We start from the raw sequence: 24,854 nt of genomic DNA, 5'->3' as shown, positions 1-24,854 counted from the left end.
GGAAACGCCGATTGCACGGATGATGAAAGTAACTAAAGAAACCACCTATACCTTAAGTGGTGTGTGGACGTCCTAGTATAGCCGCAGGTTATGGCAGGGGCGCGATTATGTATAGCCGGCTGTATCCGACGCAGGGTTGACCTGCGATCGTCGATTGATAGCCTCGACGTAGCAAAAGACAGTCCTGAACAAGCGCACAAAGCGTAACAGGCCGTCTAACAACATCGCCGACAAAGGCGAGGCACACTGTCCGGGCAGGGACGGCATTTACAGCCTATCAGGGGGATAATCGTGCACGCTTTTCCGCGAGTTGTTCGCGCGCCTGTAGTCGCGCGCCTCGTTTCCGCCATTTGCTCGTGCGGTGACGACACGGCCGATTGCCGGATCTTGCTTCGTGGCGGCAGACCAATGGCTCGGACCGGCGTCGCAGCGCGCCGCACGATCCTCGCGGCGCTGCTGCTGACGGGGGCGACCAACGCCTATGCGCAGGACGCGCAGCCGACGCCTGCCGCGCCCTCCCCGTCGCCGACGCTCGATCCGGCCACCGTGGCCGCAGCACAAGCCGCTCCGATCGACAAGACTGCACCCGATTCGGACGTCATCACCGTCACCGGCTCGCGGATCGTGCGCAACGGCTATGACGCGCCGACCCCGGTGACGGTCATCGGCCTCGCCGATATCCAGGCGTCGGCCCCCGCCAACGTCGCCGATTTCGTCAACCAGATCCCGTCGGTCGCCGGCAGCGTCACACCGTCGAACACGCAGCGCAACCTCAGTGGCGGCGCGGGCGGCATCAACACGATCAACCTGCGCTCGCTCGGCACCACGCGCACGCTGGTGCTGCTCGACGGCCACCGTTCGGTGGGCTCGCTCGCCACCGGCACGGTCGACGTCAACACCATTCCGCAGGGGCTGGTGAAGAGCGTCGAGGTCGTCACCGGCGGCGCCTCGTCCGTCTACGGGTCGGACGCGGTGGCCGGCGTCGTTAACTTCATCCTCGACCGCACCTATACCGGGCTGAAGGGCGAATTCGGCTACGGCGAGACGACCTACGGCGACGACAAATCGTATCGAGCGACGCTGACCGGCGGTGTCGAGTTCGCCGACGGCCGCGGCCGCGCGCTGCTCAGCGGCAACTACGCCCATCGCAAGGGCGTCTATGGCGCGGGCTCGCGCGGCTGGCAAAACCGCGGCGTCCATCTGATCCAGAACCCGCGCTACGTCGCCGGCAACGGCGAGCCCGAATATATGGAATCCTACCAGTCGGGGCTCAACACCACGACCGGCGGCGGCATCATCACGTCCGGCCCGTTGCGCGGCACGTATTTCGGCCAGGGCGGTACGGTGAACCGCTACGATTACGGCGCCGGCCGGCTCAATAACCTGCCATGGACGGTCGGCGGCGACTGGAAGCTGAGCCAGCAATATTACGGCACCTCGATCCAGCCTGAGGAGAAGCTCACGAGCATCTTCGGCCGCTTCAGCTTCGACGTGCTCGAGAACCTGCAATTGTTCACCGAACTGTCGTACAACAAGAGCGCGCAGGACAGTTGGGGCGGGTATCACACCGACAAGGCGAACGTGACGATCCTGGGCGACAACGCCTTCATCCCGGCGGCGGTGAGGAGCCAGCTCAACGGCGCCGGCTTCACGCTTGGCACGTGGAACCAGGATATCCCGACGCGCGAGAGCCGCTATCGCCGCGAGGTCGAACGCTATCTGTTCGGGGTGGAGGGATCGTTCGACGTCGCCTCGCTCGCGTTCAAATGGGACGGCTATTACCAGCGCGGCGTGATGAACGCGAAGGAGGGGCTGGTCTCCGCCAATCGCACCAAATTGGGCTTCGCGCAGGATGCCGTGCGGCTCGCCAACGGCGACATCGTGTGCCGCGTGACGCGCGACGGCAGCACCAATCCGCTCGCCGCCGGCTGCGTGCCCTTCAATCGCATGGGCATCGGCGTCAACTCGCAGGCGGCGGTCGATTACATCATGGGCGAGCCGTACGGCGACCGGCGGCTGCAGCAGGACGTCGCCTCGATCAACCTCAGCACCAACATCGACAATCCGTGGGTGAAGCCGATCGGCCTCGCTTTCGGTGTTGAGAGCCGACGCGAGAAGATCTCGGGCTTCGTGCCGCCCGAATACGCCTCGGGCTGGTATTCGGGGAATTTCGTGCCGACCTTCGGTCAATATACCGTGACCGAAGCGTATCTCGAGGCGCTGCTGTCGTTGCCGCTCGGGTTCGAATTCAACGGCGCCGCGCGCTACACCAGCTACAGCCAGTCGGGCGACGTCGTCACGTGGAAGGCGGGGCTCGCCTGGCAGGTGTACGACGATCTGCGGCTGCGCGTCACGCGGTCGCGCGATATCCGCGCGCCCAACCTGTCCGAACTGTTCCAGGGCGGCGCGCGCAATACCAATTCGATCGGCGATCCGTGGCAGAACAATACCGCGATCCGCTACACGCAGACGGTGACGGGTAACCTCGGGCTCGATCCCGAAAAGGCCGATACCTGGGGCCTCGGCCTCGTCTATCGCCCGTCGTTCATCCCCGGGCTCGGCCTGTCGGTCGACTATTACGACATCAAGATCAACGGCGCGATCGGCACACTCGGCCCGCAGGAGATCGTCGACCGCTGCTTCACCGGCAACCTCGAACTGTGCAACCGCCTTCAGGCGATCCTGCGCAACGGCACGACGATCGCGTTCGGCAGCAACGGCTTCACCAACACCACCGGGCCTGGGCCGAACGTCACCGAATATCTGATCGCCAACAGCCCGTACAACTTCCTGTCGAACCGCGCACGCGGCATCGATTTCGAGCTGAGCTACCAGTTCGATCTCGCCGATCTCTCGGCCTCGCTACCCGGCAAGATGAGCTTCCGCGGCATCGCCACCCACTATCTTGAGGCGTCCGAATCGAACGGCGTGAACGAGCCGACCGATACCGTCGGCCAGATCGGCGGCGCCGGCCCGCCCGACTGGACCTATCGCCTGACGCTCGGCTACGCGCTCGACAACTTCTCGATGCAGGTGATCGGCCGCGGGATCAGCGCCGGCGTCTACAACAACGAATGGGTCGAGTGCCGGACCTCGTGCCCGGCGTCGAACACGATCAATCGGACGATCGCGGACAACCGGCTCGCCGGCGCTTTCTATCTCGACACCTATTTCGCCTACGACCTGCCGGTCGGCAAGGTGAAGAGCCAGCTCTACCTGCGCGTCGCAAATGTCTTCAATCGCGATCCCGCGCCGGTCGGCAAGGGGCCGTCGGATACGTCGAACGTCGATCTGGGAATCAACCAGACGTTCTACGACTATCTGGGCCGCACCTTCCGCCTGGGCATCCGCTTCGATCTCTGATTGCAAAGGGGTGGCAGTACGCCTGCCGCCCCCGACTTTCGCGCGGAGCCCGAGCCAGACGAAGCAATCACGACGCCACCGTGCCATTGGCTCAACTCCGCGATCGAGCATGGATACCAGTAGGAAGATCCGCCGCCTGTCGAGGGAACCGCTGCGTCGCGCGACGGGTTCGCGAGGTCAATTCCCACGAAAGGCTGATGTGATGCTCAGTTCCATTATCGGTGCGGCGATCGGCAGCGCGATCGACGGCGCAGACGGCGACGATTCGACGCTCGACGGCGCGATCGGTGGCGCGGTCGCCGGCTTCGCGATCCGCGCGCTGGCGCCCGTCGTCCTGACCTACGCGACCGGATGGCTGGTCTTGCACGGCATCGGCAAGGCGAAGGACGCATTGTTCGCCACGAAGGGCGGCGCCTAACCTCACCCAGCTACGGGCGCGCTTGCACTCAAAATGGGGAAATCTCTGGTCGGGGCGACAGGATTCGAACCTGCGACCCCCACACCCCCAGTGTGATGCGCTACCAGGCTGCGCTACGCCCCGACCGAGACGCGCGGCCCTACGCGGGCCGCGCGGCTTATGCAAGTCGCGTCAGATCAGCTTGCGCCAGTGCTGTCCGTCCCACGCGTCGATCGACATGGCGGACGGCGAATGCGCGCGCAGGTTGCGCCCGAACGCCTTCTGATGCTCGGCCTGGCCGTGCGCGCCTAGTGCCTCGGGGCTCGCCCAGCGCTCGGCAACGCGGACGAGATCGGGATCGGCGGCGTCGAACGCAAAGCTGTATTCCTCGCACCCCTCTTCGGTCTTCACCACCTTGGCGTGCTCGGCGAGCAGCGACGCGGCCTTCGCGCCCTCGCCCTCGCCCAGCTTGATCGTGCCCATCACCAGGATCGTCATCGCTCTATCTCCTCTCGCGCGCCCCTCGCGGGCGGCGTCGCGCGGCGAGACGTACCCGCGCGCGCCCGTTGCGCCAAGGGCGCAGCGATGGTAGCGGCACGCGCTTCACGCAGGGTGCGGTTTCGTGCCCCGCGCCCCCTGTGCACGCAAGGACGGCATGTTCATTTCCCCAGCTCACGCCCAGACGGCGAACGGCGCCGCGGCGCAGGGCGGGCTCGGCGGCTTCCTCAGCCTCGCCCCGCTCGTTCTCGTCTTCATCGTCTTCTACTTCCTGATGATCCGCCCGCAGCAGCGCCGTATGAAGGCGCTGCAGAATGCGGTCGCGGCGGTGAAGAAGGGCGACACCGTGGTCACCGCCGGCGGGCTCGTCGGCAAGGTGACCAAGGTCGAGGAGCAGTTCGTCGAGGTCGAGATCGCGCCCAACACGCGTGTGCGCGTCGTCAAGGCGACGCTCGCCGAAGTGACGCCGCTCGGCGCCAAGCCCGCTAACGACTGAGCCCGACATGCTCGATTTCCCGCGCTGGAAGGTCGTCTCGATCTGGTTGACGATCGCGGTGCTGTGCGCGCTCGCGATCCCCAGCCTGCTCCCGCAGCGCATTACCGACAGTTGGGGCAGCTTCCCGCATCCGCGCATCAACCTCGGGCTCGATCTCGCCGGCGGCAGCTATCTGCTGCTCGAGGCCGACGTGAACGACGTCGCCACCTCGCGGCTCGAGACGATGCGCGAGCAGGTGCAGACGGAGATGCGCCGTCAGGATCCGCGGATCGAGATCGGCGATATCTCGACGCGCGGCGGCCGGCTTTCCTTCCTGCTGCGCAACCCGGCGCAGGTCGATGCGGCGCGCGAGCGGCTGCTGGCCATCACCGGCGGCGGCGTCGGCATGACGGGGCAGCGCGAATGGGACATCCAGGTGGTCGATTCGAGCCGCCTCGTCCTTACCCCGACCCAGGCTGGGCTGACGCAGGCGGTCGATACCGCGATGGGCGATGCGACCGAAGTCGTCCGGCGCCGTATCGACGAGCTCGGCACGCGCGAGCCGACGATCATTCGCCAAGGCACCAACCGCATCGTCGTCCAGGTTCCCGGCCTGCAGAACCCGCAGGCGCTGAAGGATCTGCTCGGCAAGACCGCGAAGCTCGAGTTCAAGCTCGTCGACGAGACCGCCTCGCCGCAGCAGCTTGTTGCCAAGCAGGCGCCCGCCGGCAGCCAGGTGCTCGCCTATCCGACCAACCCCGCCGGCATTCCGCTGATCGCGGTGAAGCGCTCGGCGATCCTGACCGGCGACCAGCTGACCGACGCGCGGCAGGAATTCAGCCAGCAGACCAACGAGCCGCAGGTCGCCATCACCTTCGACAGCCAGGGCGGACGCAAGTTCGCGCAGGTGACGCGCGAGAACGTCAACAAGCCGTTCGCGATCATCCTCGACAATCAGGTGATTTCGGCGCCCAACATCAACGAGCCGATCCTGGGCGGCCGCGCGCAAATATCGGGCAGCTTCACCACTGAGAGTGCAAACGCGCTGGCGATCGCGCTGCGCTCGGGCAAGCTGCCGGTGGCGCTGAAGGTCGTGGAGGAATCGACCGTCGGTCCCGATCTCGGCGCCGAATCGATCCGCGCCGGCATCCTCGCTTCCGCCGTCGCGGTGGCGCTCGTCGTCGCCTTCATGCTCGTCACCTACGGCCGCTTCGGCGTCTATGCGAACCTCGCGGTCGTCATCAACGTGTTCGTCATCGTCGGCGTGCTCGCGCTGATTGGCGGCACGCTGACGCTGCCGGGCATTGCCGGCTTCGTGCTGACGATCGGCACCGCGGTCGACGCGAACGTGCTGATCAACGAGCGTATCCGCGAGGAGCGGCGCCGCGGGCGTACCGTGTCGCAGGCGATTGAGCTCGGCTATTCGGAAGCCAGCCGGACGATCTTCGAGGCGAACATGACGCACGCCATCTCGGGCATCATCATGTTCATCCTCGGCTCCGGCCCGGTGAAGGGCTTCGCGGTCGTGCTGCTGATCGGCATCGCCACCAGCGTGTTCACTGCCGTGCTGTTCACCCGCATGCTGACGGTGCAGTGGCTGCGCCGTACCAAGCCGAAGACGATCAACATATGATCGCTCACATGCTGTTTAATCGTCGCGACCGCACAGCGGGATCGACGGAGGTCGTCGCATGAAACTGCTCAAGCTCGTTCCCGATCACACGAACATCGATTTCGTCCGACTGCGCGGCTGGGCGTTCGGGCTCACGCTGCTGCTGTCGGTGCTCGCCGTCGGCGTCACCTTCTACAAGGGGCTGAATTTCGGCGTCGATTTCGAAGGCGGCTTGATGATCGAAGAGCGGTTCGCGACGCCGCCCGATCTCGATCGGCTGCGCGACGTCGTCGACGCACAGGGGCTTGGCGAGGCTTCATTGCAGCAGTTCGGTGATCCGCGCACACTTACCATCCGCCTGCCCGTGCAGGAGGGCGCCGACGAGGGCGCCACCAACGCCGCGGTAAAGAAGGTCGAGACCGCGATTGGCCAGGCCTTCCCCGGCGCGACGTTCAGCCGCTACTCGACGATCTCGGGCAAGGTGTCGGGCGAACTGATCCGCAACGGCGTCCTCGCCGTCGTCCTCGCAGTGCTTGGCATCGGCCTGTTCGCGATCGTGCGGTTCGAATGGCAGTTCGGCGTGTCGACGATTGCGGCGATCGTCCACGATCTCGTCATGACCTTGGGCTTCTTCGCGCTGACGCAGTTCGAGTTCGACCTCAACATCGTCGCCGCCGTGCTCACCATCATCGGCTATTCGATCAACGACAAGATCGTGATCGACGACCGCATCCGCGAGAACATGCGTCGCTATCGCAAGATGGACATGCGCGAGATCGTCAACCTGTCGGTCAACGAGACGCTGCCACGCACGGTGATGACGTCGGTGACGATCCTGCTCGCACTCGCCGCCTTGCTGTTCCTCGGCGGCCACGTGCTGCGCGGCTTCACCGCGGCGATGATCCTCGGCATCGTCGTCGGCACCTATTCGTCGATCTACGTCTCGTCCTCGCTGCTCATCACGCTCGGCCTGCGCGCGGATCCCACCCCGGAAAAGGTGAAGACGAGCGCGATCGACAATGCCGAGCGCGTCGCGCCGCGCACGCCGCGCGCCTGATGCGGCGCCTGCCGCAGGCTGACCCGGCATGAGGATGGATCGCGCGCGCGACGGCGGCGGTCCGATCGTTCGCGCGCTAGGCCCTGGTGGCTTCCGGCTCGACGATACGACGGTGCTTGCCGCCGCGCTGCTGACGGTGAACGAGGCGCGGGCCTGGAGCCCCCCGCCGCTCGCGGAGCTCAACGAAGCGGCGCTCGCCACGATCCTCGATCCCGCGCCCGAGTTCGTGCTGATCGGCACCGGCGACACGCTCGTCCGGCCGCCACGCGCGCTAGTAGAGGCGCTTGAGGCGCGCGGCATTGGCCTAGAGCCGATGGACAGCCGCGCCGCTGCGCGCGCCTGGGGTGTCCTGCGCAGCGAAGGGCGCCAGATCGCTGCCGCCCTCTATCCACTCGGCGCCTGACGACGCGAAGCGCTTCGGCCGAAGTTAGCGCGCGGCGTTGGTCAGGACGGTCGCGAGCAGCCCTGGGAAGCGCCGGTCGAATTCCTCGCGCCGCAGCGTGTTGATCATCTCACGCCCTGCCTGCATCGTCTCGATCAGCCCCGCTGCACGCAGCACCTTCAAATGGTTCGACAAGGTGCTCTTGGGAATCGAATCGCACGGCGCGGCGCCGGCACAGCTTAGCCGCTCGGTCGCCGCAAGCCGCACCACCATGCTTAGCCGATTGGGATCGGCGAGCGCATGCAAAGCCAGCGCGAGCGGAACGTCGTCGAGCCGGGGGTGGGTGAAGCGCGGCATGCAACCAACATAGGATCGCTTCGTCGATTTGATAGTTCGGGAATGTTGAACTATTGAACCGGCGCCCCATCTGCCGTGCTGGCCGACGGCGCACGATGGCGTGATCGCGGGCCGCGATTTGGAGCTTCCTCCCATGTCTCTTCAAACGACTCTTCACGGCAAGAAGGCGCTCGTCACCGGCGGGTCGCGCGGCATCGGCGCGGCAATCGCCAAGCGCCTCGCCGCCGACGGCGCGACCATCGCGATTACCTATGCCGGCAACAAGGCAGCGGCGGACGCCACCGTTGCCTCGATCGAACAGGCCGGCGGCACCGCCTTCGCGTTTCAGGCCGACGCCGCCGATCCTGCCGCGCAGCGCGCCGGGATCGAGCAGGCTGTCGCTGCGCTCGGCCAAATCGACATCCTTGTGCACAATGCCGGCGTCGCGGCGTTCGCTTCGCTTGATGAGGATAGCGACGCGCTGTTCGACCATCAGTTCGGCGTCAACGTGAAGGGGCTTCATGTCGGCACACGTGCGGCGCTGCCGCACATCGCAGAAGGCGGCCGCATCATCCTGATCGGCAGCGTCTCGGGCGAACTCGCCTTCCCATCCACTGCGACATACAGCGCGACCAAGGCGGCGGTGGCGGCGCTGGCGCGCGGCTGGGCAAAGGATCTCGCTGCGCGCAACATCCTCGTCAACACCGTCCAGCCGGGCCCGGTCGATACCGACATGAATCCCGCGAACGGCGATTTCGCGCAGCAGATGATCGCCGCCATCCCGCTGCGTCGCTACGGTACCGCCGACGAGATCGCCGGCGCGGTCGCCTTCCTCGCGGGGCCCGACGCCAGCTACATCACCGGCACGACGCTCAACGTCGACGGCGGCGTCGCCGCATGACGCACGGGCGCGCGGCGAACGGTCCGCCGCGCGCTCACCCTGCCCGGCGCGCGAACAAGCCGTATCCGGCGATCACCAGGTAGCAGATCACCGGCAGCACCAGTGCGAGCGACAGGCTGCCCGACACGTCGGCTAGTGTGCCGTACAGCGGCGGGACCACCGCGCCGCCGACGATCGCGGTGGCGATCACGCCCGACCCTTCCGCCGCGCGCTTGCCGAGCCCTGCCGACGCGATGCTGAAGATCGTCGGGAACATGATCGAGTTGGTCAGCCCGACGGCGATCAGCAGCCACCCTGCCACGACGCCGCTTGCATTGGCGGAAAGAGCGATCAGCGCGATCGCCGCGGTACCGGCGACCGCCAGCACCTTGCCCGGCGAGACGATGCGCAGGATTGCCGAGCCGGCGAAGCGCCCGATCAGTGCGCCGCCCCAGTAGAAGGGCACGTAGTTGCCCGCCACCTGATGCGACACGTTCCACACGCCTGGCTGCGACAGATAGGCGACGAGGTTCGATCCGATCGTCACCTCCGCCCCGACATAGAGGAAGATGCACAGCACGCCGAGCGCGAAGCGCGGCTGCGAAAGCAGCGTCAGCGCGTGGAAGATCGATCCGGCGCGCTCCTGCTCCTCCTGCAGCCGGTTGCGCCGCGTCCACACGACGCCGGCGATCACCAGCAGCGCGATGGCGAGCGCGATGTACGTATGGACGATCGCGCGCGACGCTTCCACGCGATAGGCGTCGAGCGCCGGGCCGCTCAGCGCCGACGCGCTGACGCCGGCCAGCCCGCCGAGAATCAGCGTCGAGCCAACGCGCGGAAAGATCGTCGTGCCCAGCGAGTTGAATGCCTGCGCGAAGGTCAACCGGCTGCTCGCCGTCGCCGGCGGCCCGAGCAGCGAGATCAGCGGATTGGCGACAACCTGGACGATCGTGATCCCCGCCCCGAGCACGAACAGCGCACCGAGGAACATCCCGAACGTCGCCGAATTGGCCGCGGGAATGAACAGCAGGCACCCCGCGGTCATCGTCACCAGGCCGATCGACGCGGTGCGCATATATCCCATCCGCCGCACGATCCCCGCGGCGGGAAGCGAGAAGAGCAGATAGGCGAGGAAGAACGCCGAATTGACCAGGTTCGCCTGCGCGTGGCTGAGCGTGAATAGCTCCTGCAGTTTCGGCATGACGATATCGTTGAGGCTGGTGATCCCACCGAAGATGAAGAACAGCGCGAAGACGAACCACCGCAGGTCGGGCGCATCGACATAGGCCGCATCGTCATGCTCCGATCCCGGACCGGATCCGTTCACCCCCGCCGGCCTTTGCGCAAACGCCATTCACCCGTCCCCCTCGTGCCCGTCGTTCGCCGCGTCGACAGCGCCGGACCATCGCCTAGTCGTAGCGCGGAAACCACCACATTATCGTGACCGGCAGCGGCGTCCACGCGCCGACGCGTATGCCTGCGAAGCGCAGCGCGTTGCCGACCCAGGCGTTGCAGGTGTTCACGGCATCGTAGCCCCCGCGCGCGGCGTAGAAGGCATCATAGACAAAGTAGCCATGACGCCGCTCGCCGCCCTCGACCAGCGATGCGCGAACGTACCCGGCAAGCCGGCGATATTGCGCTGGCGTGACGACCAGCCGCCGCACCGACCCGTCGCGCGCGGGCCGCGGCAGGTGATCGACGTGGATCAGGGTGCGATCGCTGCCGAGCGCCGCCGCGATCACCGTCGACGGCCTCAGATCGGCCCAGGTCGGCGTTTCAAGGTAGAAGGCGCGCTCCCCCCATCCGATCGACACGTAATCGTACGCGCCGTAGCGCGGGTCGGCGATGTCCCGCGCTGGAAAGACTTGCCGCCAGTCCACGCCGGCCGCGACCTTGGGCATGATGATCCCGGTGTGGACGCCGTTCGTTTCCAGGAAGAGCGTGATCCCCCGCTCGGGTGCGCGCCATTTGGCGTTGCTCGGCATCGATCCGCCGATCAGCGCGGCAAGCGGATAGGCGAGCAGCAGCGCTGCCACGGCGACGATTGACAAGACGATGCGACGGGGCATGCGACCCGATACGCGTCCCGCGCCGCTGCGACCACCGGGTGCAGTTCGATGCCGCTGCCCGTGCTTCGCGAGCCGGCGCTACATGGTGCGTGGTCAGCGCCTATCGAGGGCTATTTTGTCTTCACGCAATTGCCGAACGAAAAAGACCGCCCTCTTGCGAGAGCGGCCCCAACAGTCACCAGCGATGGCGGCTTCAATTGAACCGGCCGAGCCCCGCAATGGTGCGATCGACCAACGCCTTGTCGGCGTCCGCGCCGTGCCGCTGCGCGATCAGCGATGCCGCCGCGGTCGACGCCGCCTTGGCGGTAGTCGCGCGAACCTCGGCGATCGCCGACCGCTCGGCGGCTGCGATCTTATCTTCTGCCATACGCGCACGCCGCTCGACCAGCTCGGCAGCATCGCTGCGCGCCTGCGCGACGATCGCCTCGGCCTCATGGTTCGCCTGCTGCGCCATATCCGCCGCGCTCTTCTCGGCGTCGGCGATCTTGCGCGCATATTCGTCGCGCAGTGCCTCGGCCTCCGCGCGCAGCGCCTTCGCCTCGTCGAGCTGGCGGCGGATATCCGCGATCTGACGATCGAGCCCACCGACGATCAGCGCCGGCACCTTCTTCACCACCAGCACGATCAGCAGCACGAGCATCGCCAGCGAGACGATCACCGTCCCGTTGGCGAAACCGAACAGCGACGGATCGACATGGTGATCGGGCCCGCCCTCGGCGATCGAGGTCGACAGCGCCTCGGTGCCGCGCGCCGACATGCCCTCGGCCTCGGCAGCGTCCGCCAGATTCTCCGCCACCTGTGCGGAGCCGGGCGCCATCGCCGTCATGATGATGAACTCAGCCATGCGCCATCGCCGCCTGAACGGCGCCCCTTGCCTCGTCGGCACTCACCTGCACGCCCGACACGCGCGTGACGATGTCCTGCGCGGCCTCGGCCGCAACCGACTCGATCTCCGCGAGTGCCCGCACCGTGGCGGCGCGGATGTCCGCCTCGCGCGATGCGACGTGCTTCGCCTGCTCGGCCTGCGCCGCGCTCAGCGTCTCGGCACTCGCCACCTGCGCGCGCTGACGCGCGTCGGCGACCAGTGCCTGCGCCTTTTCCCGGTTGGCCTGGTCGCGCACGCGCCACGCCTCTTCGGCCCGATCGGCCTCGTCCCGCGCCTTCGACGCGGCGGCGAGATCGGCCGCGATCGAGCGATCACGCGAATCGATCGTCTTCTGCACCTTGGGCAGCATGCCGCGGCCCACGACGAGGAAGACGATGCCGAAGGTCACCACCAGCCAGAACAGCTGGGATGCCCATGTCGCGGCAAGTTGGGAAATCTGAGGCATCGGTGATCCTGCCCGATCGGGGCGACCGTCAAGGCCGCCCCATCAGTGGATGTTAGGCGACGAAGACCAGGATCATCGCCACGACGAACGACAGCAGGCCAAGCAGCTCGGCGCCGGCGAAGCCGATGAACAGACGACCCTGCTGCGCGTCGGCCGCACCCGGATTGCGCAGCGCGCCTTCGAGGAACTTGCCGAACACGTTGCCCACGCCGAGCGAGGCGAGACCGGCACCCACAGCGGCCAGACCGGCGCCGAGCAGCTTTGCGGCTTCTGCGTCCATTTCTATAACTCCCTTATCAAATCAAACGGTTGGATTGAACAATCGAAAACTTAGTGCAGGTTGACCGCATCGTTGAGATACAGCGAGGTCAACAGCGCGAAAACATACGCCTGGATGCCGGCGACGAGCAGCTCAAGCGCCGAAATGCCGACCATCAGGCCGAAGCTGGGGATACCAACCAGCAGACCAACGCCCAGCCCGGCATTGCCGGCATTGACGACGAACCCGGCAAGTACCTTGAGGAGGATGTGCCCCGCGGTCATCGCGACGAACAATCGCAGGCCGAGGCTGAACGGGCGCACCATGAACGAGACGAACTCGATCAGCGGGATCACCGGCAGCAGCCACCACGGCGTGCCATGCGGCACGAACAGGCTAAAGAAGTGCAGACCGTGGCGCCAGAAGCCGACCACTAGGACGATCGAGAACGACAGGATCGCGAGGATCCCGGTGATCGTGAAATGGCTGGTGAAGGTGAACGGGTGAACGCCGACAACACCCAGCGGCAGCAGGCCGAGCACGTTGGCGAACAGTATGAACATGAACAGCGAGAAGACGTACGGGACGTAGCGCTTCCCCTCCGGCCCGATGTTCGACGCGAGCATGTTGTCGATGAAGCGAACCGTGCTTTCGACCATCAGCTGGCCGCGCGTCGGGATCGTCTTGCCCGCGGTGCCGAGCGACATGAAGCCGATCAGCACGATCGTCGCGACCGCCATCCACATCGCCGAATTGGTGAAGGCGATATTGTAGCCCGCGATCTGCCAGTTCTGGGTGCCGAACAGCGGCTCCACCAGGAACTGGTGCATCGGATCGATCTTGCCGCCGCCTTCCGCCACGTTCACTGCTTCCCTAACGAAAGCGCCCGATCATCACGGGCGCTTGGTCGAAATCCGAATGATGTTCCTGAACGCGGCGCCCGTCCCGAGGGCGAGCATCACGAGCAGGCCCCAGGGCTGCGTGCCGGCAAATCGGTCGATCACCCAACCGATCAGCGCGCCGCCCACCATGCCACCGATCAGTTCGGCCAGCACGCGATTGCCGAGACGCGAACCGTCGTCGGCAGCCGCCTTGCCCGCCCCTGTCCGGTGCGCCTCTTCCGCTTGCGCCGCCGTCAACCGCGCGTCGAGCGAGGTGATGCGAGCATCCTGGCCGAGGGTGTCTGGTCCGGACTCGTTCTCGGCCATCCGCGCGCTCTCCCCTTGTTCCGGGCAGGCGCGAAGAGTGCCAAGTGGCGAGCCCGCCAAGGCGCGGTCCGGTTAGCCGGGGGGTCGGGGGGTGTCAACCGTTGCGGCCGCTCCGCGGCGCGGCACCTGCCGTTCGATCGGCCGCTAAGTCGCGGACGAAGCGCTCAGACGCAGCGCGGATCGCGCGTCGGCGCGCCGCCGCCGCGCGTCGCCCAGGCGCCGTCCGGCGTGCGATACTTCTCGCCTGCCGTTGTCTGCTGGATAAGGTTGCACCCGCTGGTGAACGCCAGCTGCTCCACCGTCGCGCCGGACGCCTGCGCCTTCTGCGTATAGGCCGCCTTGCGCTGGATGTTGATCGCGTTGACGAGCGCGCGCAGATCGGCGGATCCGCCGCCGACCACGCCGAGATAGCCGTCGGGCTGCTCGCCCACCTGGCCTGCGGCACGCGCCGCGGCATAGGCGGGGTCGCGCTGGGCCCAGGCGGCAGCGGAAATGCCCGTGGCGGCCACCGCCGCCGCGATCAGCACTGCCTTCTTGGTTGCCAACTCGAACATGTCAGAAAATCCCCGGATTCTGCTTGATGAGCGACTTCGCCTCGTTGTCGAGCCGGTACACCACTTCCTGCGTCACGCTGATGTTGAGGTTGATCACGATCGGCTTGTCGGGCGCGGCAACGTTCACGCATCCGCCGAGCCCCGCCGCCACACCGATCGCCAGCCGCTTCACCATCATCGAGATCGTATCGTCATCGCGCTTCGTCAATCCTGCTGCTGTCATCGCATAGTCTCGCTTGCCGGGGGCTGAATGGTGGGCGGGGCGGCGCGCTTCTCCTGCTCGTCGAGCAGCGCCGGGAGATTGCGCTCAATCAGCCGCTTGGGATCGTAGAAGCTCGCCGCCGAATCGATCAGCCCACGGAAGGGCGCGGCGATGCGGACGTTGAAGACGAACGGCAGCTTCTGCAGGCGCCGGATGAGGAAGTTCGACTTTGCCCCCTCGCCCTGGCTGACGCCGGCGAAGCGCACCTCGGTCACCATCTCGCCGGCCAGCGCGCCGTTCATCACGATCTGCAGGTTGCGATAACGCAGCGATCGCAGCGCCTGGAACGCGATGTTGCCCCAGGTGCCGAGGTTCTTCTCGCTAAGCTCCCCGAGATAGGCGAGCGCTCCCCCGCCCTCGCGCACCACCAGCGTGCCGTTGACGATGCGTCCGCCGTTCTGATCAAACACCATCGGCAGCTCGCCGTCGAAGACGCCCGTCGCGTCGAGATTCTTGAAGTCGAACTGTTGCAGGAACTGGCGCGCGTCCATGCCGGCGACGCGGAACGTCATGCGCCGCGCCTGCGGCGAGGCGAAGTCGAGCAGCGTCGGCTCGAGCGTCAGCGTGCCGCCCGCGAACGGCCAGCGCCCCCCCGCCACCGCGACGCGCAGCCCGCGCAGCAATTGATATTCGATTCGCCCGTCCGTCACCGCGACGCCCGGATTGATCGACGCCACGGTCGCCACCTGTCGCGGTGCGCTCTCCAGGCCGAGCAGATCGGTAAAGCGTATCTCTCCCCTGATCCCGGTGACCGGGCCGAAGGCGGCGGCAAGATCGGTCCCGTCGGTGCGGAACGTGCCGGTAGAGGTGACGCCCGCCGGGCTCCACGCGATATCGCCCACCCCCGATACCGTCCCCTTCACATCGGCGATGACGCCGAAGGTGAGTCGTGTCAGCTCCTCGGGCTGGAAGCCGTCGCCGAAGGTCAGCCCCGGCACCGTCAACCGCGCCGCTCCGGTGCCGCTCGACAGGCGATGGCGGATCGCGACGTCGGCGACGCGCACGCCCTTTGTCGGTTGGATCAGGCGCCCGGTTGCCGTGATCTTTCCATCGACGAGCCGCAGCGACACGTCGCTTGCGGCCAGTGGGCGGAAGCGCGGGTTGCCGTCGGCATCCGCGACACTCATCGCGCCGTCGAGCGACAGCACGCCGCCCGTCAAGCGCCAGCCGCCGGCCGCATCCGACAATAGCAGCGGAACAGCGCCAATCCGCCCAGCACCGCCCGCGAAACGCCCCGTCACCCCGCCCCCGGCGACCGTGCCCGACAGAGTCGCGAGATCGAGCACGGTCGGCTGATCCGCAGCGCCGAGCCGCGCCGCGACCGATGAGGCGATAAAGCCTTGCTCGGCATGGCGCCACGTGACGCCGCCCGCGGTGAGCGTCAGCGGGCTGCTGCCGAGCCGCCCGGCCAGCCGCAGTGCCGCGCTGCGCACGCCGCCGCCGATACGCCCGTCGTTCACCTGCGCCATCGCACCATCGACCGGGCATAGCGGCACCGCGGTCGCCCCGAGCGTCAGTCCGGCGAGCGTCAGTCGCTGGAAGCGCAGCGGCACGCAGCGATCGTTGATCACGATCGCGCCGCCCGCGCGTCGCCGCAGCGCCACCGGCACCTCCAGCCTTTCCACGCGGCCGTCGCCCAGCGGGCCGGACAACGTCACCTGCGTCCGCAGTTCCACCGTACCCGCGGGCGCCACGGCGAAGCGGATCGGCGTCACGCGCACGTCCGCCGATCCCGCCGTCATCGCCGCGATCGTCGCGACGCCGCGCACGGTGCCGCCGGCGAGGGGCTGCGATACCAGCACCTGCGCGTTGGGAAAGCCGCCCCCTGCAATCGTCAGCCGTCCATCGGCGCGCAGACCGGCGGGGTCACCGATGACGATCCCCGCACCATTGCCGAAGCCGGCGACCGCGCCGGATGCCGACCGTGCGGCGATCTGCCCGATCGTGACGAGGTAGCGCCCAGAGGCATTGCCGAGGGCGAGTTCGCCGCCGATATCGAAGCGGGCCGCCGCGCGCGTCGCTGCGCGGCCAAGGTTTGCGGCGATCGGCGCTAGCGGCGTGCCGGCCGCCGACGCGCCCGCGCGCGCCGCTGCCGCGCCGACACTGCGGTCGAGACTTGCGCCGCCGGCATCGAACCTGCCCGCGACGATTGCGCGCTCGGGGGCGATTCGCCATCGGCCAGCGAACGCCAGCGTTTCGCTTCGTGCAACCCGCGCGCCGACGTCGATGAGGCGCAGCTGCGCGCTGCCTTCGGTCCGCGCCGCGGTGCCGGCGAAGTCGATCTGCCCGCTCACCCCGGCCGCCGCGACACTAGATGCGGTAATCCGCGCCGTCCTAACCGCCGCGCCGCCGCGCCACCGGTCGAGCGCCGGCGACAGCGCCACGTCGATCCGGCCCTCCGGTGCACGAACGGTCGCACCGGGACAGGCAGCGCGACCGGCGCGGATCGGGCCGGCGAGGCGAGGCGCCGCCTCATCGATGCGCAGCGCCAGCACGCCCTCGACGCCGGTGATGGTGCAGTCGCGCACCGCGAGGGGCGTCGCCACGACCGCCATTGTCCCGCGGAAACCATCCGCCAGCCCGCCGCTGCCCGCCAGCCGCAGCCCGAACACGCCGATCGGCGTCTCCAGTCGCATACGCCCGTCGGCGAGCGCGAGGTCGATCGCGGGCAGAGCGAATGGCGCCCCCGACGGTGCGGGAAGCAGACGGTCGATCGCGCCAAGCCGCAGCTTGCCGTCGACCACCCGGCCGCGCAGCCGTACATGCCCTGCGCGAATGCCGGTAACCCGCGCGCCGGCGGGGCCGATATCGGTCCGCGTCTCGATCCAGTCGGCGACGAGGTCGGGATCGGCCGGATCTCCGATCACCACGTCCGTCAGCCGTTGGCGCCCGAAGCCAAGGTCAGCCACGCGGTATCGTGCCGGCACGCCCTTCGCCGCGAGGGTACGGTCGATCACGCCCGTCGCGATCGGCACGCGCGCAAGCCAGGCCCCCAGCAGCGCCAGCACGACAAGCCCGACGACGGCGATGAGGAGGCGGGTGCGGATCATGCGGCGGCGCGTCCGATCCTGTTGTGCCGCCGCCACGCAACCTCTTCTTCAAACGATACGATATCACCGCCCTCTACGCGGGGATGGCATCGCCTTGCAATTGCGCTGCCCCGGACTGCCGCCTAGCGTCTGCGCCATGGCCGATAGCGACCCACCGCCCGACCACCTGGGTCACCGCGCGCGCATCCGCGAACGCTTGCTCGGGCTTGGCGGCGACACGCTGCTCGATCACGAACTGATCGAATACCTGCTCACGCTTGCGACGCCGCGCATCGATACCAAGCCGATCGCCAAGGCGCTGCTCCGCGAATTCGGCAGCATCGGCGGGGTCTTCACCGCCGACCGGGCGGCGCTGTCGCGGATCAAGGGCATGGGCGACGTGGGCATTTCCGCGATCAAGATCGCGCAGGCTACCGCGCTTCGGCTGCTGCAATCCGAGGTCGCGGCGCGCCCCGTGCTCGGCAACTGGCAGGCGCTGCTCGATTACCTGCGCGCCGACATGGCGCATCACACGATCGAGCGGGTGCGCGTGCTGCACCTTAATACGCGCAACATGCTGATCCGCGACGAGGTGATGAGCGAGGGATCGATTGACCAAGCCCAGGTCCACGTGCGCGAAGTGATACGACGCGCGATCGATCTCGGGTCGGCGGCGATCATTCTGGTGCACAATCACCCCTCGGGCGATCCGTCGCCCAGCCGCGCCGACATCGACATTACCCGCGCAATCGTTGCGGCCGGCAAGGGGCTCGGCATCGGCGTCCACGATCATCTCATCATCGGCACCAGCGGCCATACCAGCCTGCGCGCGAAGGGGCTGATGTGATACGACAACGGCCGCCGGATTGCTCCAGCGGCCGCTTTTGATCGATTGTCGGCGCGATCAGCCAGCCTTGGCCGGGCTGCCGAGGAAACCGGTCAGTTCCTGCTTCGACACGCTGGTCGACTTGTCCTTGTCGGCCTGCGCGAACGCCGCCTCGTTCCACTTCGCGTCGCCCGGCTTGTCGGCGCCGCCCGGGGCCTTGGACTTGAGTGCGTCCATCCACGCGGCGAACTCGGCCTTGTTCAGATCACCGTTGCCGTCCTTGTCGTAGGACGCGAACTCTGCATCGACGATCGAGGTGACCTGATCGCCGGTTGCGGGCTGTGCAGTGCTCGCAGCCGTCTCCGTCGGTGCGGGGGTTGCCGCTGTTGCGGGCGCGGCTGCGGTCGAGTCCATCGGTGCTGCCTGATCTGCGGGTGCAGCCGGCGCTGCCTGCGCGGTCGGCGCCGTCGTCGGCTCAGTGGTGGTCGCCTGCTGCCCAAGCGCCGGCGAAGCAACGGTCATGGCCGTAGCGAGAAGAGCGAATTTCAACATCTTTTCTCTCCATTCGTTATTCTATTCGTCCGGTCGACAGGCGGCGCGCTCAACATCGGGCACCGCGCCAGGAACTGGTCCGTCATCAACCGTCGATTGATAATATCGGTTCCTGTCACTCGATTTGAAGCCTTGACATGAGCCTGCTAACGCCCGCGCCAGCCCCTCCCCTCGGCGGCTCGCGACGAGCCGTTTCCTGCGCACGACCAAGGAAATGCACATGGTTCCGCGTTACTCCCGCCCCGACATGACCGCGATCTGGACGCCCGAAGCGCGTTTCCGCATCTGGTTCGAGATCGAGGCGCACGCCACCGAAGCGCTCGCCGATCTCGGCGTCGTTCCCCGCGCCGCCGCCGATGCGCTCTGGGCGTGGTGGCGCACCGAGCCAAGGATCGATGTCGACGCGATCGACGCGATCGAGGCGGTGACCAAGCACGACGTGATCGCCTTTCTCACCTGGGTGTCCGAGCAGGTCGCTGCGCACTCGGGCGAGGACTGGGCGCGCTTCATGCATCAGGGGATGACGAGCTCGGACGTGCTCGACACTTGCCTTGCCATCCAGCTCACGCGCGCGACCGACCTTTTGATCGCTGATATCGACGCATTGCTGGCGGTGATCCGGCGGCGTGCCGAGGAACACAAGCTGACGCCGACGATCGGGCGTAGCCACGGCATCCACGCCGAGCCCGTCACCTTCGGGCTCAAACTGGCGCAGGCCTATGCCGAGTTCGATCGCGCACGCGCACGGCTCGTCGCGGCGCGTGCCGACGTCGCCACCTGCGCGATCTCGGGCGCGGTCGGCACCTTTGCCAACGTCGATCCGCGCGTCGAAGCGCACGTCGCCGCCAAGCTCGGCCTCGCGATCGAACCAGTCTCGACGCAGGTGATCCCGCGCGACCGGCACGCGATGTATTTCGCGACGCTTGGCGTCATCGCCAGCTCGATCGAGCGCCTTGCGACCGAGATCCGCCACCTCCAGCGTACCGAGGTGTTGGAGGCGGAGGAATATTTCTCGCCCGGGCAGAAGGGCTCGTCGGCGATGCCGCACAAGCGCAACCCGGTACTGACCGAGAATCTCACTGGCCTTGCACGTATGGTCCGCGGCTATGTCACCCCGGCGCTCGAGAACGTTGCCTTGTGGCACGAGCGCGACATCAGCCACTCCTCGGTCGAGCGCTACATTGCCCCAGACACGACGATCACGCTCGATTTCGCGCTCGGGCGGATCACCGGCGTGATCGACAAGCTCGTCGTCTATCCGGCGCGGATGCAGAAGAACCTCGATCGAATGGGCGGGCTCGTCCACTCGCAGCGCGTGCTGCTGGCGCTGACGCAGGCCGGCGTAAGCCGCGAGGACGCGTATCGCCTCGTGCAGCGCAACGCGATGAAGGTATGGGAATCGGACGGCGCGCTGTCGCTGAGCGATCTGCTCAAGGCCGACGCGGATGTGACCGCCGCCTTGTCACCCGCCGCGATCGATGCCGAATTTGATCTGGGCTATCATTACAAGCATGTCGACACGATCTTCGCGCGCGTCTTCGGCTAAGCGGATCGGCCCTCGCCCGCGTATGCCGCGGTGCGAGGGCCGCAAGGGTTCAGGCGGGGATTTGCTGCGAGATGCAATGGAAACTGCCGCCCCCCGTCAGGATCGCGTCGGCGCGCAGGCCGATCGCGCGGCGCTCGGGGAATAGCGCCTGGATCTCGCGCACCGCGACGTTGTCGTCGGGCGCGCCATAGATCGGCACGACGATGCTCGCATTTCCAATGTAAAAGTTCATGTAGCTCGCCGGCACGATTTCCTCGTCGCGAAGCACCCGTCCGGGCGACGGTACCGGCACCACCGTGACGCCGCCTGCGCGCGCGCGTTGCGCCGCCTGCTGATAGACCTGCCAGTTGGGATCGTTGTCGCCGCCGACCGGGATCGCGAGCCGCCCCTCGCCGACGAATCGGGCGAGATTGTCGACGTGCCCATCGGTGTGGTCGTTGTGTAGTCCGTTGCCCAGCCACAGCACGCGGTCGTAGCCGAGATCGGCGGCGAGCCGCGCCTCGATCTCGGCGCGCGACAGGCCGGGGTTGCGGTTGGGGTTGAGCAGGCACTGCTCGGTCGTCACGACGAGGCCTGTACCGTCGCCGTCGATCGCCCCGCCCTCCAGCACCCAGTCGTGCCGCTCGACGCGCTTGCCGCGCTGCGCCGCCAGCCGCTGGCCGATATCGTCGTCGCCCGGCAGGTCGTATTTGCCGCCCCAGCCGTTGAAGCGGAAGCTGCGCGCGACACGGTCGCCGGCGATGATTGGCCCGGTGTCGCGCAGCCAGATATCGCCGAACGGCTCCACGACGATCTGCGCGAAACCGGCGAGCCGCTTGGCCGCCTCCGCCGCCTCGTCGTCGGCGACGACGAGCAGCACCTGCTCGCCCTTGCCCCCGGCATGTACCGCGGCGGCAAAGGCCGCGACCTCGTCGCGCGCCTCGTCCAGATCCTCCTGCCATAGTTCGGGATGGCTCGGAAAACCGATCCACACCGCCTTGTGCGGCGCCCATTCGGGCTTGGGCGTGCGGCTCACTTCGCCGCCTCGCGCGACTTGTCGCGGATCGCCTTGAACTCGGCGGTGGGATACCAGTTCGGCCAGGCGGTGCCGTCGGCGAGCTGCCGGCCGAGCTGATAGTAGATCGTCAGATCCTGGATCGCGCCGCCCCAGTTCCAGTTGGGGTCATATTCGTCCTTGGGCCCATGATAGCGATTGGCGTTATAGTCCTCCGCGGCCTTCTTGCCCGCCGCGACGCCGCCGGTGACGAGATCCTCGCCGCTGCCGCCCGACAGCATCGGCACGCCCAGCTTGGCGAAGCTGAAATGGTCCGAGCGATAGTAGTGCCCCTTCTCGGGCGTCGCTTCGGCCGACACGCGGCGGCCCTGCGCGGCGAGCAGCGGCTTCACCATGTCCTCGAGCTCGGACTTGCCAGCGCCGGTAATCTCGAAATCGCGCACCGGGCCGAGCACGTTCAACACGTCCATGTTGACCCCGCCGACCGTCTTGCCCAGCGGAAACACCGGATGCTCGGCATAATAGCGCGAGCCGAGCAGCCCGCTCTCCTCCGCCGTCACTGCGACGAAGCCGACCGAACGGCGCGTTGGCCCCGCCTTCTTATACGCCTCCGCCATGGCGATGAGCCCGGCGATCCCCGTCGCATTGTCGGCCGCGCCGTTGCAGATATCGTCGCCCGCCACCGCGTCGCACCGGCCGAGATGGTCCCAGTGACCGGAATAAAGCACGACCTCGTCGGGCGCGGCGGTGCCGGGGATCACGCCGACGACGTTCTTCGACATGCTGCGCTTGATCTGGTTCGAGAATTGGCCCGACAGCTTGAGACCGAGCAGCACCGCGCGAAAGCCCTTGCTCTTCGCCGCCGCAGCGAGCTGATCGAAATCCTTTCCCGCGGCAGCGAAAAGCTCCTTCGCCTTGGCGAGCTGGATCCAGCCGATCACCTCGCTCTGATCCATGTGGTTGCCGGGCTCGTCGAGCTCGTACTGCGGCCCGGTCCACGACGATTGCACTACCGACCAGCCATAGGCTGCGGGCTCGGTGTCGTGAACGATGATCGCGCCCGCCGCGCCCTGCCGCGCGGCCTCCTCGAACTTGTACGTCCAGCGACCGTAATAGGTCATCGCCCGGCCCTCGAACGGCCCTGTGTCGAGCCCCGCGGTGGGCGTCTGCCAGTCGGGATCGTTGACGAGGATGACGACCGTCTTCCCCTTCACGTCGAGCCCGGCGTAATCGTTCCAGCCCTTCTCTGGCGCGTTGATGCCGTAGCCGACGAAGACGACATCGCTATTCTTCAGCGCCACCTTGGGCGTCACGCGATAGGTCCCCGAAACCATATCGGTGCGATAATTAAAGGTAACGGGCGCCGTGCCGCCGGTGGCGGTGAAAGGCGAGACGTCGGTTGCGGTGATCTCCACCATCGGCACTTCCTGCGTCCACTGCCCCTTGTTGCCCGGCTTCACCCCCGCAGCCGCGAGGCGCTTGACGATATAGTCGATCGTCTTGGTTTCCCCCGCGGTGGTCGGCGCGCGGCCCTCATAGGCGTCCGACGACAGTTCCTGCGTCACCGATTTCAGCGTCTCGACCGAGAAGCTCGGCTGGGTCTGCGCGTCCGCGGGAAGCGCGGTGGCGAGCAGCAGGATAGTGGCAAGGCGACGCATCGGATATCCTCGTGAACGGCAATGCGGCGGACCTTACAGGTTCGCCCGCCCCTCGCAACGATCGCTTGCTGCGCGTCGCGGCCTTCGAGACATAGCCGTGGGCTCGGGGGGGAAAAGAGAGGCTTAGTCTACCTAAGCGCGGGGACGGGCTGGCGTGCGTCGCAGTGCCGACGGTCAATCGACGCACCTGGCGCCGTCCTGCCCGATCACCATCCTGATGACGGGCCATACGAAAAAAGCGGCCCCTTTCGGGACCGCCCTTTTCCTGTCTCCAGCGGCCGGCGTGGCGAAGCCACGCCGTCGAACCTTGCGTGGGCAAGGCCGGCCGAGCCGCTGACGGTGAACCGCGCTCCGGCGTCGCCGGAGCTTGGCGTCAGCGGCTGTAGAACTCGACCACGAGGTTCGGTTCCATCTTCACCGGATAGGGCACTTCGTCCAGCGTCGGCACGCGGATGAAGGTCACCTTGGTGGTGCCGTCCTGCGCGACATATTCCGGCACGTCGCGCTCGGCGAGGCTCTGCGCCTCGAGCACCAGCGCCATTTCCTGCGCCTTCTTACCGATCGTGATCTCGTCGTTCACCGCGCAGCGGCGCGACGCGATGTTGCACTTCACGCCGTTGACGTAGACGTGGCCGTGGCTGACGAGCTGACGCGCGGCGAAGATCGTCGGCGCGAACTTCGCGCGGTACACGATCATGTCGAGGCGGCGCTCGAGCAGGCCGATCAGGTTCTGTGAGGTATCGCCCTTCATGCGCGCGGCCTCGTCGTAGCAGTGGCGGAACTGCTTCTCGGTCACGTCGCCGTAATAGCCCTTGAGCTTCTGCTTGGCGCGCAGCTGCAGGCCGAAGTCCGACACCTTGCCCTTGCGGCGCTGGCCGTGCTGGCCGGGGCCGTATTCACGCTTGTTCACCGGGCTCTTCGGGCGGCCCCAGATGTTCTCGCCGAGACGACGGTCGATCTTGTGCTTGGCGCTATGGCGCTTCGACATGCTGTATCCTTCGATATGCTGACAACGGTGATCCCGGTATCGCACCGGCCATCTCGAAAACGGCCGGGCCGCCTGCTTCACCGGGGTGCAGGGGCAATCGCGAAGCGGCGCGCCTAGGCCTCGGCGGCGCCGAAGTCAAGGCGAGCGCGCCGGGCCGGCACGGCGTGTGGCGGCGATCGACGACGCGGGGTGGACAGCGCCGCTGCGCCTCGCCAAGGCCCGATGCCATGATCCTATCCGGGCCCGAATGCGCGACCATGGCCGAGGTGCGCGCCGGCGTCGACCAAGTCGATCGCGAGCTGATCGCGCTGCTGCGACGCCGCTTCGACTATATGGACGCCGCCGCCCGCATCAAGCCGGCGCGCGGCCACGTGCGCGACGAGGATCGCAAGGCGCAGGTGATCGCCAACGCCGCCGATCACGCCGCCGCTACGGGACTGCCGGCGGAGGCGATCGCGCAGCTGTGGGACGCGCTGGTCGAGGCGTCGATCGCCTATGAACTCAAGGCCTTCGATCGGCGGGTAACCGGATCTTAGCCTGAATCAAGCCATGGGGCGGGGCGAGAGGATCGTCTTGCC

Annotated in this window: 26 protein-coding genes and 1 tRNA gene; 10 read left to right on the top strand and 17 right to left on the bottom strand. The window is 67.2% G+C overall.

Going from position 1 to position 24,854, the window contains the following annotated elements; genetic code table 11:
- Positions 1 to 408 precede the first annotated feature (408 nt).
- Together F1C10_RS01015 and F1C10_RS01010 are read left to right on the top strand one after the other, a co-directional pair.
- The gene (locus F1C10_RS01015) at positions 409 to 3,363 is read left to right on the top strand and encodes a TonB-dependent receptor domain-containing protein (protein WP_185208017.1); all 2,955 of its coding nucleotides are present in this window, start codon (positions 409 to 411) and stop codon (positions 3,361 to 3,363) included.
- 202 nt (positions 3,364 to 3,565) lie between these two features.
- Positions 3,566 to 3,781 carry a hypothetical protein gene (locus F1C10_RS01010; RefSeq protein WP_258043003.1) on the top strand — a complete coding sequence of 72 codons (216 nt, stop codon included), beginning with the start codon at positions 3,566 to 3,568 and terminating at the stop codon, positions 3,779 to 3,781.
- Between the two features lie 46 nt (positions 3,782 to 3,827).
- Here the strand turns inward: F1C10_RS01010 and F1C10_RS01005 are convergent.
- Positions 3,828 to 3,904: transfer RNA gene (locus F1C10_RS01005), tRNA-Pro, on the bottom strand.
- 48 nt (positions 3,905 to 3,952) lie between these two features.
- Complete coding sequence (locus tag F1C10_RS01000; RefSeq protein ID WP_185208014.1) at positions 3,953 to 4,258, bottom strand: putative quinol monooxygenase; 306 nt, start codon at positions 4,256 to 4,258, stop codon at positions 3,953 to 3,955.
- A 157-nt stretch (positions 4,259 to 4,415) separates the two neighbouring features.
- Between F1C10_RS01000 and yajC the strand changes: the two genes are divergently transcribed.
- The 4 genes from yajC to F1C10_RS00980 are packed head-to-tail and all read left to right on the top strand — an operon-like array spanning position 4,416 to position 7,805.
- Complete coding sequence (gene yajC / locus F1C10_RS00995) at positions 4,416 to 4,754, top strand: preprotein translocase subunit YajC (RefSeq protein WP_185208012.1); 339 nt, start codon at positions 4,416 to 4,418, stop codon at positions 4,752 to 4,754.
- 7 nt (positions 4,755 to 4,761) lie between these two features.
- Positions 4,762 to 6,366 (top strand): protein translocase subunit SecD, encoded by a 1,605-nt coding sequence (secD, locus tag F1C10_RS00990; protein WP_185208010.1) that lies wholly within the window; start codon positions 4,762 to 4,764, stop codon positions 6,364 to 6,366.
- A 58-nt stretch (positions 6,367 to 6,424) separates the two neighbouring features.
- Complete coding sequence (gene secF, locus F1C10_RS00985) at positions 6,425 to 7,402, top strand: protein translocase subunit SecF (RefSeq protein WP_185208008.1); 978 nt, start codon at positions 6,425 to 6,427, stop codon at positions 7,400 to 7,402.
- Positions 7,403 to 7,430: 28 nt separating this feature from the next.
- Positions 7,431 to 7,805, top strand: coding sequence for an Mth938-like domain-containing protein (locus F1C10_RS00980; protein ID WP_258043002.1), 375 nt, complete (start codon positions 7,431 to 7,433; stop codon positions 7,803 to 7,805).
- Positions 7,806 to 7,829: 24 nt separating this feature from the next.
- Here F1C10_RS00980 and F1C10_RS00975 read toward each other — a convergent pair whose 3' ends face one another.
- Positions 7,830 to 8,141 carry a helix-turn-helix transcriptional regulator gene (locus F1C10_RS00975; RefSeq protein WP_185208007.1) on the bottom strand — a complete coding sequence of 104 codons (312 nt, stop codon included), beginning with the start codon at positions 8,139 to 8,141 and terminating at the stop codon, positions 7,830 to 7,832.
- Positions 8,142 to 8,274: 133 nt separating this feature from the next.
- On the opposite strand from F1C10_RS00975, the gene F1C10_RS00970 reads away from it, so the two are divergent.
- The gene (locus tag F1C10_RS00970) at positions 8,275 to 9,021 is read left to right on the top strand and encodes an SDR family oxidoreductase (protein ID WP_185208005.1); all 747 of its coding nucleotides are present in this window, start codon (positions 8,275 to 8,277) and stop codon (positions 9,019 to 9,021) included.
- 34 nt (positions 9,022 to 9,055) lie between these two features.
- On the opposite strand, the gene F1C10_RS00965 is transcribed toward F1C10_RS00970, so the two are convergent.
- The 10 genes from F1C10_RS00965 to F1C10_RS00920 form a co-directional block, all read right to left on the bottom strand.
- Positions 9,056 to 10,354 (bottom strand): sugar MFS transporter, encoded by a 1,299-nt coding sequence (locus F1C10_RS00965; RefSeq protein WP_185208003.1) that lies wholly within the window; start codon positions 10,352 to 10,354, stop codon positions 9,056 to 9,058.
- Between the two features lie 55 nt (positions 10,355 to 10,409).
- Positions 10,410 to 11,069 carry a TIGR02117 family protein gene (locus F1C10_RS00960; RefSeq protein ID WP_185208001.1) on the bottom strand — a complete coding sequence of 220 codons (660 nt, stop codon included), beginning with the start codon at positions 11,067 to 11,069 and terminating at the stop codon, positions 10,410 to 10,412.
- A 193-nt stretch (positions 11,070 to 11,262) separates the two neighbouring features.
- Entirely contained in the window at positions 11,263 to 11,913 is a 651-nt protein-coding gene (locus F1C10_RS00955; protein ID WP_185207999.1) for a hypothetical protein, read from the bottom strand.
- The gene (locus F1C10_RS00950) at positions 11,906 to 12,400 is read right to left on the bottom strand and encodes an ATPase (protein WP_185207998.1); all 495 of its coding nucleotides are present in this window, start codon (positions 12,398 to 12,400) and stop codon (positions 11,906 to 11,908) included. The genes F1C10_RS00955 and F1C10_RS00950 overlap by 8 nt, the downstream gene beginning before the upstream one ends.
- A gap of 52 nt (positions 12,401 to 12,452) precedes the next feature.
- Positions 12,453 to 12,680: a F0F1 ATP synthase subunit C gene (locus tag F1C10_RS00945; RefSeq protein ID WP_046409264.1), complete on the bottom strand. Its 228-nt coding sequence runs from the start codon at positions 12,678 to 12,680 to the stop codon at positions 12,453 to 12,455.
- Positions 12,681 to 12,730: 50 nt separating this feature from the next.
- The gene (locus F1C10_RS00940) at positions 12,731 to 13,519 is read right to left on the bottom strand and encodes a F0F1 ATP synthase subunit A (RefSeq protein WP_085811168.1); all 789 of its coding nucleotides are present in this window, start codon (positions 13,517 to 13,519) and stop codon (positions 12,731 to 12,733) included.
- Between the two features lie 33 nt (positions 13,520 to 13,552).
- The gene (locus F1C10_RS00935) at positions 13,553 to 13,867 is read right to left on the bottom strand and encodes an AtpZ/AtpI family protein (protein WP_185207996.1); all 315 of its coding nucleotides are present in this window, start codon (positions 13,865 to 13,867) and stop codon (positions 13,553 to 13,555) included.
- A gap of 164 nt (positions 13,868 to 14,031) precedes the next feature.
- Positions 14,032 to 14,421 (bottom strand): YdbL family protein, encoded by a 390-nt coding sequence (locus tag F1C10_RS00930; RefSeq protein ID WP_185207994.1) that lies wholly within the window; start codon positions 14,419 to 14,421, stop codon positions 14,032 to 14,034.
- 1 nt (position 14,422) lies between these two features.
- Positions 14,423 to 14,629, bottom strand: a complete 207-nt coding sequence (locus F1C10_RS00925) for a YnbE family lipoprotein (protein WP_256926764.1) — start codon at positions 14,627 to 14,629, stop codon at positions 14,423 to 14,425.
- A gap of 11 nt (positions 14,630 to 14,640) precedes the next feature.
- Positions 14,641 to 17,769: a YdbH domain-containing protein gene (locus F1C10_RS00920; RefSeq protein WP_258043001.1), complete on the bottom strand. Its 3,129-nt coding sequence runs from the start codon at positions 17,767 to 17,769 to the stop codon at positions 14,641 to 14,643.
- A gap of 100 nt (positions 17,770 to 17,869) precedes the next feature.
- On the opposite strand from F1C10_RS00920, the gene radC reads away from it, so the two are divergent.
- The gene (radC, locus tag F1C10_RS00915; protein ID WP_185207992.1) at positions 17,870 to 18,559 is read left to right on the top strand and encodes a DNA repair protein RadC; all 690 of its coding nucleotides are present in this window, start codon (positions 17,870 to 17,872) and stop codon (positions 18,557 to 18,559) included.
- A 57-nt stretch (positions 18,560 to 18,616) separates the two neighbouring features.
- Here the strand turns inward: radC and F1C10_RS00910 are convergent, their stop codons facing one another.
- Positions 18,617 to 19,060, bottom strand: a complete 444-nt coding sequence (locus F1C10_RS00910) for an EF-hand domain-containing protein (RefSeq protein WP_258043000.1) — start codon at positions 19,058 to 19,060, stop codon at positions 18,617 to 18,619.
- Between the two features lie 250 nt (positions 19,061 to 19,310).
- Between F1C10_RS00910 and purB the strand changes: the two genes are divergently transcribed.
- Positions 19,311 to 20,636, top strand: coding sequence for an adenylosuccinate lyase (purB, locus tag F1C10_RS00905; protein WP_185207989.1), 1,326 nt, complete (start codon positions 19,311 to 19,313; stop codon positions 20,634 to 20,636).
- Positions 20,637 to 20,685: 49 nt separating this feature from the next.
- On the opposite strand, the gene F1C10_RS00900 is transcribed toward purB, so the two are convergent.
- The 3 genes from F1C10_RS00900 to rpsD all read right to left on the bottom strand — a co-directional run bounded on the left by F1C10_RS00900 (position 20,686) and on the right by rpsD (position 24,276).
- Entirely contained in the window at positions 20,686 to 21,651 is a 966-nt protein-coding gene (locus F1C10_RS00900; protein ID WP_185207987.1) for an agmatine deiminase family protein, read from the bottom strand.
- The gene (locus F1C10_RS00895) at positions 21,648 to 23,288 is read right to left on the bottom strand and encodes a M28 family metallopeptidase (RefSeq protein ID WP_185207985.1); all 1,641 of its coding nucleotides are present in this window, start codon (positions 23,286 to 23,288) and stop codon (positions 21,648 to 21,650) included. The genes F1C10_RS00900 and F1C10_RS00895 overlap by 4 nt, the downstream gene beginning before the upstream one ends.
- Positions 23,289 to 23,661: 373 nt before the next feature.
- Entirely contained in the window at positions 23,662 to 24,276 is a 615-nt protein-coding gene (gene rpsD, locus F1C10_RS00890; RefSeq protein WP_085810998.1) for a 30S ribosomal protein S4, read from the bottom strand.
- Positions 24,277 to 24,503: 227 nt separating this feature from the next.
- On the opposite strand from rpsD, the gene F1C10_RS00885 reads away from it, so the two are divergent.
- A complete protein-coding gene (locus F1C10_RS00885; RefSeq protein ID WP_258042999.1) occupies positions 24,504 to 24,812 on the top strand; it encodes a chorismate mutase in 309 nt (102 codons plus the stop codon).
- Positions 24,813 to 24,854: the final 42 nt, after the last annotated feature.

The sequence above is a fragment of the Sphingomonas sp. NBWT7 genome (genome assembly GCF_014217605.1).
GTDB lineage: Bacteria > Pseudomonadota > Alphaproteobacteria > Sphingomonadales > Sphingomonadaceae > Sphingomonas.
Note: the sequence above shows the minus strand (reverse complement) of the source record. Positions and strands in the feature narration are given on the sequence as shown.